At 66.7% G+C, this 13,402-nt stretch carries 12 protein-coding genes; 3 read left to right on the top strand and 9 right to left on the bottom strand.

Going from position 1 to position 13,402, the window contains the following annotated elements:
• Positions 1-6 precede the first annotated feature (6 nt).
• Both ACR9FL_RS06320 and ACR9FL_RS06315 read left to right on the top strand, forming a co-directional pair.
• The gene (locus ACR9FL_RS06320) at positions 7-1,155 is read left to right on the top strand and encodes an SO2930 family diheme c-type cytochrome (RefSeq protein WP_436357747.1); all 1,149 of its coding nucleotides are present in this window, start codon (positions 7-9) and stop codon (positions 1,153-1,155) included.
• The gene (locus ACR9FL_RS06315) at positions 1,146-2,549 is read left to right on the top strand and encodes an aldehyde dehydrogenase family protein (protein ID WP_436357746.1); all 1,404 of its coding nucleotides are present in this window, start codon (positions 1,146-1,148) and stop codon (positions 2,547-2,549) included. Before ACR9FL_RS06320 ends, ACR9FL_RS06315 begins: the two co-directional genes overlap by 10 nt.
• A gap of 157 nt (positions 2,550-2,706) precedes the next feature.
• Here the strand turns inward: ACR9FL_RS06315 and ACR9FL_RS06310 are convergent, their stop codons facing one another.
• Positions 2,707-3,363 carry a TetR/AcrR family transcriptional regulator gene (locus ACR9FL_RS06310; protein WP_436357745.1) on the bottom strand — a complete coding sequence of 219 codons (657 nt, stop codon included), beginning with the start codon at positions 3,361-3,363 and terminating at the stop codon, positions 2,707-2,709.
• 142 nt (positions 3,364-3,505) lie between these two features.
• On the opposite strand from ACR9FL_RS06310, the gene ACR9FL_RS06305 reads away from it, so the two are divergent.
• Positions 3,506-5,938 (top strand): TonB-dependent receptor, encoded by a 2,433-nt coding sequence (locus tag ACR9FL_RS06305; protein WP_436357744.1) that lies wholly within the window; start codon positions 3,506-3,508, stop codon positions 5,936-5,938.
• Positions 5,939-5,993: 55 nt separating this feature from the next.
• Here ACR9FL_RS06305 and ACR9FL_RS06300 read toward each other — a convergent pair whose 3' ends face one another.
• The 8 genes from ACR9FL_RS06300 to ACR9FL_RS06265 all read right to left on the bottom strand — a co-directional run bounded on the left by ACR9FL_RS06300 (position 5,994) and on the right by ACR9FL_RS06265 (position 13,344).
• Entirely contained in the window at positions 5,994-7,445 is a 1,452-nt protein-coding gene (locus ACR9FL_RS06300; protein WP_436357743.1) for an alginate export family protein, read from the bottom strand.
• A gap of 55 nt (positions 7,446-7,500) precedes the next feature.
• The gene (gene maiA, locus ACR9FL_RS06295; RefSeq protein WP_436357742.1) at positions 7,501-8,130 is read right to left on the bottom strand and encodes a maleylacetoacetate isomerase; all 630 of its coding nucleotides are present in this window, start codon (positions 8,128-8,130) and stop codon (positions 7,501-7,503) included.
• Between the two features lie 4 nt (positions 8,131-8,134).
• Positions 8,135-9,469, bottom strand: coding sequence for an MFS transporter (locus ACR9FL_RS06290; protein ID WP_436357741.1), 1,335 nt, complete (start codon positions 9,467-9,469; stop codon positions 8,135-8,137).
• Between the two features lie 73 nt (positions 9,470-9,542).
• A complete protein-coding gene (locus ACR9FL_RS06285; protein ID WP_436357740.1) occupies positions 9,543-10,238 on the bottom strand; it encodes a fumarylacetoacetate hydrolase family protein in 696 nt (231 codons plus the stop codon).
• Positions 10,235-11,290 carry a gentisate 1,2-dioxygenase gene (gtdA, locus tag ACR9FL_RS06280; RefSeq protein WP_436357739.1) on the bottom strand — a complete coding sequence of 352 codons (1,056 nt, stop codon included), beginning with the start codon at positions 11,288-11,290 and terminating at the stop codon, positions 10,235-10,237. Before gtdA ends, ACR9FL_RS06285 begins: the two co-directional genes overlap by 4 nt.
• Before the next feature lies 1 nt (position 11,291).
• A complete protein-coding gene (locus tag ACR9FL_RS06275; RefSeq protein ID WP_178826366.1) occupies positions 11,292-11,621 on the bottom strand; it encodes a non-heme iron oxygenase ferredoxin subunit in 330 nt (109 codons plus the stop codon).
• A complete protein-coding gene (locus ACR9FL_RS06270; protein WP_436357738.1) occupies positions 11,618-12,091 on the bottom strand; it encodes an aromatic-ring-hydroxylating dioxygenase subunit beta in 474 nt (157 codons plus the stop codon). Before ACR9FL_RS06270 ends, ACR9FL_RS06275 begins: the two co-directional genes overlap by 4 nt.
• A gap of 2 nt (positions 12,092-12,093) precedes the next feature.
• Positions 12,094-13,344 carry an aromatic ring-hydroxylating dioxygenase subunit alpha gene (locus ACR9FL_RS06265; RefSeq protein ID WP_296171931.1) on the bottom strand — a complete coding sequence of 417 codons (1,251 nt, stop codon included), beginning with the start codon at positions 13,342-13,344 and terminating at the stop codon, positions 12,094-12,096.
• Positions 13,345-13,402: the final 58 nt, after the last annotated feature.

Here is a 13,402-nt window from a genome sequence, read left to right as displayed (position 1 = left end):
GGCCTCATGACCCGGTTTCGTCTGCTCACCCTTTGCCTGGCGCTGGTCGCCGGGGCGGCGGCCTGCACCCGGCCGTCGCCGCCCCCGCAGCCCCTGGTCGATCCGACCTATTTCGCCACCGAGAACCCCAAGCTCCTGAAAGACTGGGGCATGGTTCAGGTGTCGGGCGACGCCCTGGTCCTGGGCCAACGCGTCACGCCCTATGATCTGACGACGCCGCTGTTCACCGACTATGCGCAGAAGCTGCGGACGATCTGGATGCCTCCGGGCGCGGCGGCGGACTACAAGCCCGGCGATGACGAACTGTCCTTCCCGGTCGGGACGGTCATCACCAAGACCTTCTTCTATCAGACCGGACGCGGCGGTCGGGTGATGCAACAGGCCGACCAGGCCCTGATCCACCACGGCGAAGGGCTGAAGCTGAAACAGGTCCGCATGGTCGAGACCCGACTGCTGATCCATCGCCCCGAGGGATGGGCCGCCTTGACCTATCTGTGGAACGAGGCCCAGACCGAGGCGGTCCTGCACCGCATCGGCGCCGTAGTCCCGCTGACGCTGGTGCGTCAGGACGGCAAGGATCAGGCCTTCTCTTACATCGTGCCGAACGTGACCCAGTGCTCCGCCTGCCATGCGACCAATGTGGCCACGCGCGTCATCCAGCCCATCGGCCCCAAGCCCAGGTTGCTGAACCGCGACTTCGCCTATGCGGACGGGACGGAGAACCAACTGAGCCGCCTGACCACCCTGGGCTATCTGCGCGGCCTCAATGATCCCAAGGCGGCGCCGGCGGATGTGGCGTGGACCGACGCAGGCGCCTCGCTCGAAGCGCGGGCGCGAGCCTATCTCGACGTCAACTGCGGCCATTGCCACAACCCCGAGGGACCTGCCGACACCTCGGGTCTGTATCTGAACGCCGCCACGCCGGTCTCACGTGCCTCCGGCATCTGCAAGCTGCCGGTCGCCGCCGGGCCGGGCACCGGCAATCTTCGCTTCGACGTCGTGCCGGGTGACGCCAAGGCCTCGATCATCCCCTATCGCATGGCGTCAACCAACCCCGCCGTGATGATGCCCGAGATCGGTCGTTCGACCGCCCACGCCGAGGGCGTGGCCCTCGTCCGCTTCTGGATCGATTCAATGGAGGGTTCATGTCGGTAGAGACGCCCCCTGCCCCCGGCCCCGGCCAGGATGTCGCTGCGGTCGTCCAGAGCCTGCGCGCCGCCTTCGACAACGGCCTGACGCGTGATCTGACCTGGCGTCAGGGTCAGTTGGCCGCGCTCGAACAGATGATGGTCGAGAACGAGGCCGAGATCGCCGAGGCCCTGAAGGGCGACCTGGGCAAGCCGTTCGGCGAGGCCTGCACGGCCGAGATCGACTTCACCCGCAAGGAAGCGTCCCATGCGCGCAAGCATCTGCGCCGCTGGGCGCGACCGCAACGGGCCGCGTCGCCGCTGGCCATCCAGCCCGGCAAGAGTTTCATCGAGGCCGCGCCCTACGGCGTGACCCTGATCATCGGGGCGTGGAACTATCCCTTCCAACTGGTGCTGGGGCCGCTGGTCGGGGCCATCGCCGCGGGCAACTGCGCCGTCATCAAGCCCTCGGAAATGGCGGCTCAGTCGTCGGCCCTGCTGAAGCGGCTGGTGGAGCGTTACCTGGACCCGCGCGCCTTTATGGTCGTCGAGGGCGATGCGGACGTCTCGACCGCCCTGCTGGCCCAGAGGTTCGACCTGATCTTCTACACCGGCGGCGAACGGGTCGGGCGGGTCGTGATGACGGCGGCGGCCAAGCACCTGACGCCCGTCGTGCTGGAACTGGGCGGTCAGAACCCCTGCATCGTCGACGAGACCGCCGATCTGGCGGTGGCGGCCCGGCGCATCGTCTGGGGCCGTTTCCTCAACGCCGGTCAGATCTGCGTGGCGCCGGATCACGTCTATGTCGCCGCCTCGGTCGAGGCCCGGCTGCTGGAGGCGTTGAAGCACGAAGTGACGGTCATGTTCGGGTCCGACCCGAAGTCGAGCGCGGACTACGGACGCATCATCAACCCGCGCCACGCCGCGCGGCTGCAGGCCCTGCTGGCTGACGGTCGCGCCGTCACCGGCGGTCGGGCCGATGTCGACGCCTGCTATGTGGCGCCGACCATCCTGACCGAGGTCGCCCCCGACGCCCCGGTGCTGGCCGAAGAGATCTTCGGTCCCATCTTGCCGGTCCTGCCCTACGAGACACTGGATGAGGCGCTGGCCGCCATCAACGCCCGATCCCCGGCCCTGGCCCTCTATGCCTTCACCCGGAACAAGGCGACCGCCGACCGGATCATCGGCTCGACCCGATCAGGTTCGGCGACGATCAACGATGTCGTGGTCTTCATGGCCAACCCCAACCTGCCCTTCGGCGGCGTCGGGGCCAGCGGCATGGGCGCCTATCACGGACGGTTCAGTTTCGAGACCTTCAGCCACCGCCGCGCCGTGCTGAGGCGCAGCTTCGCCCTGGACGCCAGCATCCGCTATCCGCCCTTCACCAAGGGCAAGCTGGCGCTTCTGCGACGCATGGCCTGAGGCCGCGTTCAGGCCCCTGATCCCAGGCCGTCATCCCCGGGCTTGTCCCGAGGATCCAGAGACTCAAGCGTGACCCGGCGCCCGGCGAGCCTTGCTTTCAAGCGTCGTGTTTATGGATTCTCGGGACAAGCCCGAGAATGACGAATGGAATGAACTCTCAGTCTTCCAAATAGAGCGAGAGGTAGCGCTCCAGCGCCAGCGTGGCCTCGGCGAACAGGCTGTCGGTCCATTCCGACTGAGCCTCGCCACTGGTCAAGGTTTCAAACGAGGTGAAGATTTCAGTGGCCATGCGCGCGACCGCCAGAGGCGCGCTGCCGTGAAAGCCGTCGAGCCCCTTCTCCCAGCGCGCCGCCAGATAGGCCGCGATCTGCGCATTGGCGTGTTCCTTGACGATCCGCAGCTCACGCGTCGTCAGCATCAGGTGGAACAACGGCCGATAGGCCGGGTCCTCGTTCAAGGTCTTTCGCAGGACCAGCATCACCTCCAGATGGCGCTCGCGCCACGATGTGTATTGCGGGCTCTCCAGAATCTCGGCGATGCGGCCGTGGATCTGCGACACCAGGGTCTCGAACAGCTCCTTGTAGATGGCGAAGACGTTCGGGAAATAGCGATAGATCGAGCTGACCGGCACATCGGCCTCGGCGGCGATCGTGCTGGTGGTGATGGTGTCGACGGAGGTGGTGGCCAGAAGGCGTTCGGTCGCCGCCAGAACGCTGTCGATCCGGTCGCGCGCGCGTTGCTGCATCGGCGCCGTGCGCCGCTCCAAAGTCCGGGCCAGCGTGGTGGTGGTCTCTTGCGGCGTGCGCGGGGCCACTGGGTTGTCCTCTCATCGGGTTCCATAGGCCGTCTAACACGACCTGACGCCCCTGCAAGGGCGCATAGGCGCACAGCCCCTTGTCAAACGGAATATTATTCTGTTTCGTATGTCGAGGGAACAGGGGTTTGGGAGGGCCACTATGACCAAGATGGAATTCCGCCGCAGGGCGATGCTGGCCGCCGGCGTGGCCGCTGCCGCTCTGGCTGTGCCGGGGCTGACCTGGGCGCAGGACGCGACGGCGCAGGGCGCGACATCCCTCGACGACGTCATCGTGACCGCGCAAAGGCGCGAACAGAGCCTTCAGGAGGTGCCGATCACGGTCAACGTCATCTCCGCCAAGACGCTGGAGGCCCTGGCGGCCGACGACATGGGCGACATGGCCGCCTTCGTGCCCGGTCTGTCGGTCTCGAACACCAGCCCGACCCAGGCCCGCTACAGCATTCGCGGCGTCGCGACCTCGGACTTCGGCGTCGGCACCGACCCGGCCGTCGGCGTCTATGTCGATGGCGTCTATGCGGCCCGGTCGGGCGCGGCCCTGCTGGCCTTCAGCGACGTGGCGCGGGTCGAGGTCTTGAAGGGGCCGCAGGGCACCCTGTTCGGCCGCAACAGCGCAGCGGGCGCTGTCTCCATCACGACCAACAAGCCGAGTGACGACTTCGAGGCGAAGCTGGGCCTGCGCCTAGGCGAATACGACAAGCAACGCCTCGAGGGCCTGATCAACGTCCCGATCAATGACGTCCTGGCCCTGAGGGTCAACGCCCTGTCGAACCGTCGCGACGGCTGGCTGATCGATAGCGCCACCGGAGAGGACTATGACCGTGAAAACAACTGGGCGGCGCGCGCCGCGCTGCGCTGGGACGTCACGCCCCGGACCCAGGCGATCCTGAGCTGGTCGCACGATGAAATCGATCAGGACGCCCGCCCGGCGATCGGCGTCGCACCCATCCCGGCGACGCCGGGCCTGCCCGCCTTCCCGCCCGATCCTGCGGACTACACCAACCCGTTCGACCAGCACGTCCTCAACGACGTCATCGACAACCACGAGACGCGCCGCCTCGACGAGGGCGTTCTGACCATCACCCACGCCTTTGGCGATATTGATTTCACCTCCCTGACCTCGGTCCGGCGTTTCACCACCGAGAACCGCGAGGACGAGGACGGCACAAACCGCCCGGACCTGTATTTCGACACCAACAACCGGGAAAAAAACCGCTCCTGGTATCAGGAATTCCGCCTCGCCGGTGAAAGCGGCGCCTTCAACTGGATCGCCGGCGCCAGCTATTATTCGGAACACGCCGAACAGCGCAGCGACACCTACGCCACCACCGACACCATCAACACCATCCTGACCAATGCGGCCGGCGCCCCGCTGTTCTCGCTGGCCGACATGATCCTGGGCATGGCGGGCATTCCCGCCAGCACCCTGGGGCATAGCTGGCAGGAAGACATGATCAATGAGGGCGACTTCGACGCGACCGCCGTCTTCGCCGACGTGATCTGGACCGCTACCGACCGGCTGAACCTGACGTTCGGTCTTCGCTACACCCACGACAAGAAATCGTTCCAGTGGCTGAACGGTCGCCGGGTCGCGCCCGAACTAGACGCCGTGCTCAACGATCCGACGATCAACTTCGTGCTCAGCGACAACATGGGTCCGGCCCTCGGCTATCTGCACGCCGACTATGTCTTCGACCTGTCCGCCCTGGCCGGCGTGCCGTGCGAAAACGGCGTCACGGTCCAGGAAGGCGTGACCTGCAAGCTGTCGGATTCATGGTCGGACGTCAGCCCGCGCTTCGTCGCCGACTACCACCTGACCGACAGCGCGATGGTCTTCTTCTCCTACGCCAAGGGCTACAAGGCCGGCGGCTTCAACAGCGTCGAGGTCGCCTCGCGCTTCGACAACGAAGACGTCCAGAATTTCGAGATCGGGCTGAAGAGCGACCTCGGCGCCAAGGCCCGCCTCAACATCTCGGCCTTCCAGTACGACTATGACGGCAAGCAGTCGATCCGGCTGGTCGTCCCGACGGGCTCCAGCGTGCCGCAATACCTGGTCGAGACCAGCGACGACACGGCCTGGGGTGTCGACATGCAACTGGATGTGGAGCCCCTGGACGGGCTGAACCTGTTCGCCAACGCCCAGTACATCGACGCGACCTACAACCGGAAGATGACCGACGACGGCGACCTGGCCGGGCAGCCCACGGGCGAGCCCCTGTGGTCGGCGTCGGCGGGCGCTTCCTATCGCCACGACTTGGGCGCCGCAGGCTCGCTCGACATGCAGGTGATCCACGCCTATCGCGGCGAAGGTCGCTGCAACACCACCTCGACCGGCCAGGGCTCATGCCTTCAGACCCCCTGGTTCGACCCGTCCGAGGCCCAGAATCGAACCGACGTCCGCCTCTACTGGCGCAATGCCAACGCGCGCTATCAGGTTGGGGTCTACGTCAACAACCTGTTCGACAATCAATATGTGACCGGGGTCAACAACATCACCGCCACGACGCTGGGCACGCCCTTCGTGGGCCTGACCGAGCCGCGGATGTGGGGCGTGGACCTGACCTACACCTACTGAGCAGAGGTCGTCCGGGACTGCGTCGGACGGCGCAGTCCCGGACGACGTTTACCGCTTAGAAGCGGAAGGTCAGGAAGGTTCCGAGGTAGGACTGGTCCTCGGCCGTGCCGGTTTCCTTCAGGAAGTCGCCGGCCCTGGTGTAGTTCGCCACCCCCATCAGGGAGACATAGGGCGTCAGGGCGTAGCGGGCGAAGACGCCCGTGCGCCATCCGACGTAAGACGACTGGCCCTCATTGGCGCCGCGCAGCACCATGCCGGACAGGGCGTAGAGGCCGTCGTCCTTGCTCTGACGCCACAGGCCGGCGGTGTTGGCGCCCAGGGTCAGTTTCGGCGTCGGGCGCACCGTCACCTCGGGCTGCAGCAGCACCATGTTGGCGAAGCCCAGATCGGTGCGCAGCGCCGCCGGTTGCGGGAACAGGGGGTTGAAGCTGTTCAGCTTGCCGTCGTTGGGGTCCTTGTCACCCGAGCCCACGTCGAGACGCACAGCCACGCGCGGCGACCACTTCACGCCCGAGAAGGTGCGGCCGCCGACGGCGGAGAAGAACCAGGCGTCGATATCGAGATCGCGGAACGATCCCCACTGCTTCACCGCCTCGACCTCATAGTCCCAGGGCGCGACCTTGCCCGACAGGCGCACCGACAGGGTGTCGCGGTCGTCGCGGCCCGCGACCTGACCGTCGAACGGCGTGACCAGACGGTCGGTGTTGGCGTAGAGCAGCTCCAGCTTCGGCGCCGTCGCCCCCCGCCCCAGAGTCTTGGCTGCGGTCGCGCCGTAGAGGCGGTAGTCGAAGTTGGTGGCGTCGTCCCACGAGGCCTTGCCTTCGCGCAGGGCGTAGCCGGCGAAGGCGCCGCCGCTCCAGCCGGTCGGGCTGTCATACAGGACCCGGACCATGTCCAGAGCCACGCGGGCATTGGCGCCCTCGCGCATGTCGAACAGGCGGAACCCGCCCTGGCCGAACTCCTGACGGCCCGCGCGGACGCGCAACGTGCCGCCGCCCACGCCAGTCTTCGCCTCAAGGAAGGCCTGATGCAGGTCGGTGCGGTTTTCCTCGATCACCGGCTCGCCGCTGGCGAGACCCGAGGTGCGGGCGTCCTGCACATCGACGAAGGCGCGCAGGGACGAGCCGAGGTTCAGTTCGCCCCACAGGCGGGCGCGGGTCTGGAAGTCGCCACCGGTGTCCTGAGCTCCGCGACCGAAGCGCTCGTTGTCGCGGTGCTCTGCGCGGAAACGCAGCTCGCCGCCGAAGCTGGCCCAGACGGGCCCGCCCTCGCCGCCGACCGGCACATATTTGAACTTCGACCAGGTCGAGGTGCGCTTGGCCGGGTCGGCCAGGTAGGCGTAGCTCTCGTCGTGATTGATAAGCTTGAAAGGCGGAGGCGCGGCGGGCGCCGGAGCAGGTGCGGCGGCCGGAACCACAGCGGGCGCGGTCTGGATCGGCGCCTCGACGTCGGCGGGCATGGGAGCGTGCGAAAGCAATGCGGCGGCGGCCGCAGCAGCGATACTCATGGATTTCCTCCGGGAAAGGGCGCGGTTGGCTCCGCGCTCGGTTCGATTGGGATAATTATTCGGCGTCGGGCTGTCGGCCCGGGACGGCGTTCTGGAAGGCGGGCAGTTCGAGACAGGCCGCTTCAATGGCCAGCAGGCGCGGCCAGCGCACCTCGACGCCAAAGCGGCGGGCGTTGCCCAGCTGCGGCACGATGCAGAGGTCGGCCAGGCTTGGGGCGTCGCCGAAAGCGAAGGGACCCGGCTGGTCGGCCAGCAGCTTGTCGACCGCGTCGAGGCCCTCCTCGATGACCGTCGCGGCCCAGGCCTGAACCTGTTCCTCCGACAGTCCGAGGTCGCGCAGGCGTTGCAGCACCTTGAGGTTCTGCACCGGGTGGATGTCGCAGGCGACGGCCTGAGCCACAGCCCGAACCTTGGCGCGTCCCACCGGGTCGGCGGGCAGCAGCGACGGCTCGGGCGAGGTCTCGTCGAGGTATTCGATGATGGCCAGCGACTGGGTCAGAACCGCGCCGTCGTCGGTGACGAAGGACGGCAACAGGCCCTGCGGGTTGAGCGCCAGATACTCCGGCGCCCGCTGCTCGCCCTTGCGCAGGTGGTGGATGACCTGCACGGCCTCCAGTCCCTTGAGACCCAGGGCGATACGAACCCGCCAGGAGGCCGTGGAGCGGAAATAACCGTGCAGGATCATGGGGTCAGACTCCGGCGCGACGGCGCACGCCGCCGAGGGTGAAGACCGCGATCGAGGCGATCACGGCGGGGATGACAGCGAGCAGGATCAGGTTCTGCGGGCTCCATCCGGCGGCCAACAGCACGCCGCCGACCAGCGGGCCGACGATGGCGCCGATGCGGCCGACACCCAGGGCCCAGCCCACGCCCGTGGCGCGGATGGCGGTCGGATAGACCGCCGCCGTCAGGGCGTTGCAGCCGATCTGGGCGCCGACGACGCCGAAGCCGGACAGGGCCGCGCCGACCAGCAGGACCGTCAGATTGGTGCCGCCGAAGGCCAGCAGGGCGATGAAGGCGGCCGAGGCGGCGTAGGCCGAACCCAGGACGACATAGGGGCTGATCTTGTCGATCATCCGGCCCAGGACGATGGCGCCGACGACGCCGCCCATGTTCAGGGTGGCGGTCGACAGGATGGCCATGCTGAGCGGCAGACCGGCGCCCTTCAGCAGGGTCGGCAGCCAGTTCACCAGGAAGTACATGACCAGCAGGTTCATGAAGAAGGCGACCCACAGCAGCAGGGTCACCGGCGTGCGGCCTTCACGGAACAGCTGGAAGACCGAGAAACCCTTGGCCGCCGAGGTCTGCTCGTGCTTCAGGCCGGCGATGAACTCGCTGACCGAGGCATTGGCGTCGATCTTCTTCACGATAGGGGCGATCTTGTGCTCCGGCGCGCCCTTGGCGACCAGGAAGCGCACCGATTCCGGCAGCATGAAATAGAGCACCGGCAGCAGCAGCAGCGGCAGGACGCCGCCGACGACGAAGACCGAATGCCAATCCCAGGTGGCGATCAGCCAGGTCGAGACCAGACCGCCGATGGTCGAGCCCAGCGGGAAGCCGCAGAACATGACCGTCACCAGGGTCGCGCGCAGACGGGCCGGGCCGTATTCGCTGGTCAGGGCGATGATGTTGGGCATGGCGGCGCCCAGACCGACGCCTGTGATGAAGCGATAGATCAGCAGCTCGTTCATCGAGGTCGAGAAGGCCGTCAGCAGGGCGAACAGGCCGAAGATGAAGGTCGAGATCAGGATGATGGTCTTGCGGCCGAACTTGTCCGCCGCCGGGCTCAGGGTGAAGGCGCCGACCGTCAGGCCCAGAAGGCCGATGGCGAAGATCGGACCGAACGCCGACGGGGCCAGACCCCAGTCCTCGGCGATCTTGGGCGCGACGAAGGCGATCGACTGGGTGTCGAAGCCGTCGAGCATGGCGATGATGAAGCACAGCGCCGTGACGCCGAACTGTAGCGGGCCGAATTTGGCCCGGTCGATGACGGCGTTTCCGCCTCCTTCGCCCATGGCTGCCATATGTGTCGTCCTCCTGCGGAGGGCGCGTCTGCCGCGCGCCTCTCCGTGTGTTGATGATGCGTGTGAAAAGGGATCAGGCGGCGGGCGGGCCGACCTTGATGTTGAGCGGGGTCAGGCCGTCGATGGTCACGGTCATGGCGTCGCCTTCGACCACCGCGCCGACGCCGGCCGGGGTGCCGGTGTAGATCAGGTCGCCGGGCTGGATCTCCCACAGACCCGACAGGTAGGCGACGATGTCCGCCACCGGCCAGATCAGGTCAGCCAGGTCCGCCGACTGCTTGACGTCGCCATTGACGGTCAGCTCGATCTTGCCGTTCTCGGGATCAAAGCCCTCGCCCGCCTTGTGGATCAGGCCCAGCGGCGACGACTGCTCGACGTTCTTGCCGGTGTCCCACGGACGGCCTTGCGCGCGGGCTTCCAGCTGCAGATCGCGGCGCGTCATGTCCAGGCCGGTGGCGTAGCCCCAGACGTGGTCCAGCGCGTCTTCGACGGCGATGTCGCGGCCGCCCTTGCCGATGGCGACGACCAGTTCGGCCTCGTAGTGGAAGTTCTCGGTCCTGGATGGATAGGCGATGGTCGTCCCGTCCAGAACCACGGTCTCGGCCCAGGCGGTGAAGAAGAAGGGCGGCTCGCGGTCCGGGTCGCGGCCCATCTCGCGGGCGTGGGCGGCGTAGTTGCGGCCGACGCAGAAGATGCGGCGGACCGGGAATTCGTCCCCGGTGTTGGTCGGGGCAAGCACGGGCGCTTGCGGTTGGAACAGCAGGCTCATGCGTTCTCTTCCTTGTAGAGGTTCAGTTTTTCCTGACAGGCCTTGTCGGAGTATCCGAACAGAACCAGTCGGCTGGCCGCCTTGAAGGCGACCGATTTCCACGACGGCACGACGACGATATCGCGCGGCTTCAGGGCGATGGTCTCGCCTTCAATCACCGCCTCGCCGGTCCCCTCGACCACCACGAAGATGGTGCCGTCGGTCGAGCGGCGCGGTTTGGATTCAAAGCCTTCCGGCAGCAGGCGGACATGGGCCGAAATGGTGGCCATGATCGGCCCGCCGTTGATCGGGTTCATGAACTCCAGCGCGTGGCCCAGATGCGGGTCGATCTCGGCGCCGCTCTCGGCCATGGCGTCGAGCGCCGGACGCCACTCGGCGTAGGGGTAGTGGAACAGCGGCTGATGCGCCGGGCGCCGGTCCGCCGTGTGGCCCTTCAGCGGACGCATGTTGCGGCCATAGCGGTTCAGGCTGTCGCCGGCCGGGGCCTGTTCGGGGAACTGGTCTTCCGAATAGCCCTCGGCGAAGCTGGCGTCGAAGTGGCGGACGGTGGGGATGTCCAGACCGTCCAGCCAGATCATCGGCGTGTCGGTCGGGTTGCCGTGGTCGTGCCACTGGCCGCCCGGCGTCAGCACCAGGTCGAAGGGCTGCATCACCGCCTTCTCACCGTCCACCGAGGTATAGGCGCCGCCGCCCTCCATGACGAAGCGCAGGGCGCACTGGGCATGGCGGTGGGCCGGTGCGATTTCGCCCGGCAGGATCAATTGCAGGCCGGCGTAGAGGCTGGGCGTGATGCCCGAATGGCCCGGCAGGCCGGGGTTTTCCAGGATCAGCACGCGGCGCTCGGCCTGTTTGGCGCTGATCAGATCGCCGGCGCGCATCAGGTATTCGCGGGCGTTGTCATAGGACCACTTGTGCACCTTGGCCGGGGAATCCGGCTGGGGCAGGACCAGGGCCGACAGTTTCTCCCACAGCGGATAGAGGCCTTCCGGCTCCATCTGCTCATAGAGGGCGTTCAGCTGGGACTGCTGGTCGTTGGAAAGGACCTCGCTCATCTCAGCCCTCCATGCCGACGTGCAGCAGGCCGTCCTGAAGCTTGACCGGGAAGCTGCGCACGGCGACCGAGCAAGGCGCGTCGACCGGCGCTCCGGTCTTCACGTTGAAGGTGCCCTGATGCAGGGGGCATTCGATCAGCTCGCCGTCCAGAAAGCCGTCGGACAGGCTGGCCTGACCGTGGGTGCACAGGTCGGCGGTGGCGAAATACTCGCCGTCCACGACATAGAGGGCGACGCTCAGGCCATTGGCGCTGGCCTTGGCCACGCCGTGTTCTTCAAGGGCCGAGGGCGGCAAAGTCGCCACCCACGACAGGGTCGCGGCTTCGGTCATGCGGGGTACACCAGACTGTTGGGGATCATTTCGGAATCGAAGACGACGACGCGTTCGACAAAGCGCAGCCGGTCGCCGTCACGGACGATGCGGTCGTGGCAGACGGCGGACAGGATGATGTCCGACTGCTTGTCGACCAGGGTCTGCACCACCAGCAGGTTGTGGCGGACACGAACGCCCGTCTCGTCCTGAGCCACGACGCGCGGCGCGGTCGGGAAGCGGCGATAGTAGCGCGGCGCATACATCTGGGTGCGCGTCAGGCCGGTCACCCGATCCTTCAGCATGCCCCTGCTCTCGGCCTGCATGGTGCTGAGCGTATAACCCGCCTCGTAGTTCTCGCGCGGGATCACCCGATAGAGGCAGTCCTCGGCGAAGAAGTCGGGCCAGGCATGCAGATCGACGTCGTCGAGCGTCCCGTAATAGGCGTCATAGAGATCGCGGATCTCGTCGCGGGCGATGGTCCGGGTCATGCTCACAGGCCCATGACCTTGCGCCAGTAGCGATACATCCCGCGCACGGCGGTCTCGGTGACCTGGTGATCGGTCGGCGCGATCTCGCGGCCACCCATCTGCAGGATGAAGTGCTCGTCAGGCGAACCGGCGGCGCCCTGCTGGGTCATTTCCAGAACCTCGCCGTCGTCAGCCGAGACAAAGCCGGCCGGACCGAACAGATTGGCCTGACGCGTGCGGCGCAGGCGCATCTCCGGCGTGTCGTCGGCATAGCACCAGTGGGTCCAGTGGAAGTCGAACCCGCCCGGCCCCTTGGGCACGATCTGGCGCGTGGTCAGGCTGTTGACCTGCTGTTGCAGGATCACGCTGGGGAAGATGGTGATCATCCCGACGGTCTCTTCGCCCGGGAACTCCTGCACCACGTCCATGACGCGGGGGTCTTCCAGCACCAGATCGCCCTGGAAGTTGCGGATGTCGGCCATGGCCTCGGTCTTTTCCTGCTCGCCCTTGCGCGAGATCAGGATGCCGTGGCGGCCCTCGTCGTCGATATCGACGGCGGACTTCTGGTCGGCGCGGAACAGGCCGAAGGTGGCGAAGAACACGTGCAGCAGACCCGCGTGATAGGGGTCCTTGATGTTCTCCTGCATCTGCTTCCAGTTGGCCGGAATGTGCTGACGGTTGTAGCCCAGAACCTCCAGCTTCCGGCCGTCATAGACGCGGGTGTAGTGCTTCCAGAACTTCTCGCCGAGGTATTCGCGGAAGGGCGGCGTCTCGTCCGAGAAGGTCGCCCAGACCACGCCGTTGACCACCTCGACGCGCAGCTTGTTCAGGCTGTGATCCTTGGGATCGAAGTCTGACGGCATCCCCCCCTGGCGCTTGACGCCGCGACGGAAGGGCACGCCCTGCAGATCGCCGTTCAGGGCGTATGACCACTGGTGATAGGGGCAGATCAGCTCCTTGGAGTGGCCGGTGCGGGTCTGGCAGAACTTGACGCCCTTGTGGGCGCAGCGGTTCTCGACGACCGAGATTTCGTTCTCGCCCGAGCGGACCATGACGCAGGGCTTCTCGCCCAGGGTCGTCGTCTTCCAGTCGCCGACCTCGGCCAGCTCGCACTCCAGACCGACATAGAGCCAGTGGGGTCCGTACCAGATCTTCTGCAGTTCCTCGGCGTAGATCGCGGGGTCCGTATAGACCCAGTAGGGCACGGCGGCGTCGACGTCGGCCGGCCACGCGCGGCTGTTCTCGCCCTCCGGCGGGCGTACGGGGATGTTCACTGAAAGCTCCCGGACAAAGAATTCGAAGCAGCGATCTCATGTCGCCGTTGACCGCATT

This window comes from Brevundimonas sp. CEF1 (assembly GCF_051353055.1).
Taxonomy (GTDB): Bacteria; Pseudomonadota; Alphaproteobacteria; order Caulobacterales; family Caulobacteraceae; genus Brevundimonas.
Note: the sequence above shows the minus strand (reverse complement) of the source record. Positions and strands in the feature narration are given on the sequence as shown.

Excerpts from the sequence above, each read along its gene's own strand:
- ACR9FL_RS06320 (WP_436357747.1), top strand. The coding sequence starts at position 7 with ATGACCCGGTTTCGTCTGCTCACCCTTTGCCTGGCGCTGGTCGCCGGG.
- ACR9FL_RS06285 (WP_436357740.1), bottom strand. The coding sequence starts at position 10,238 with ATGAGCCTGCTGTTCCAACCGCAAGCGCCCGTGCTTGCCCCGACCAAC.
- maiA (WP_436357742.1), bottom strand. The coding sequence starts at position 8,130 with ATGATCCTGCACGGTTATTTCCGCTCCACGGCCTCCTGGCGGGTTCGT.
- ACR9FL_RS06300 (WP_436357743.1), bottom strand. The coding sequence starts at position 7,445 with ATGAGTATCGCTGCTGCGGCCGCCGCCGCATTGCTTTCGCACGCTCCC.
- ACR9FL_RS06290 (WP_436357741.1), bottom strand. The coding sequence starts at position 9,469 with ATGGCAGCCATGGGCGAAGGAGGCGGAAACGCCGTCATCGACCGGGCC.
- ACR9FL_RS06305 (WP_436357744.1), top strand. The coding sequence starts at position 3,506 with ATGACCAAGATGGAATTCCGCCGCAGGGCGATGCTGGCCGCCGGCGTG.
- ACR9FL_RS06275 (WP_178826366.1), bottom strand. The coding sequence starts at position 11,621 with ATGACCGAAGCCGCGACCCTGTCGTGGGTGGCGACTTTGCCGCCCTCG.
- ACR9FL_RS06315 (WP_436357746.1), top strand. The coding sequence starts at position 1,146 with ATGTCGGTAGAGACGCCCCCTGCCCCCGGCCCCGGCCAGGATGTCGCT.
- ACR9FL_RS06270 (WP_436357738.1), bottom strand. The coding sequence starts at position 12,091 with ATGACCCGGACCATCGCCCGCGACGAGATCCGCGATCTCTATGACGCC.
- gtdA (WP_436357739.1), bottom strand. The coding sequence starts at position 11,290 with ATGAGCGAGGTCCTTTCCAACGACCAGCAGTCCCAGCTGAACGCCCTC.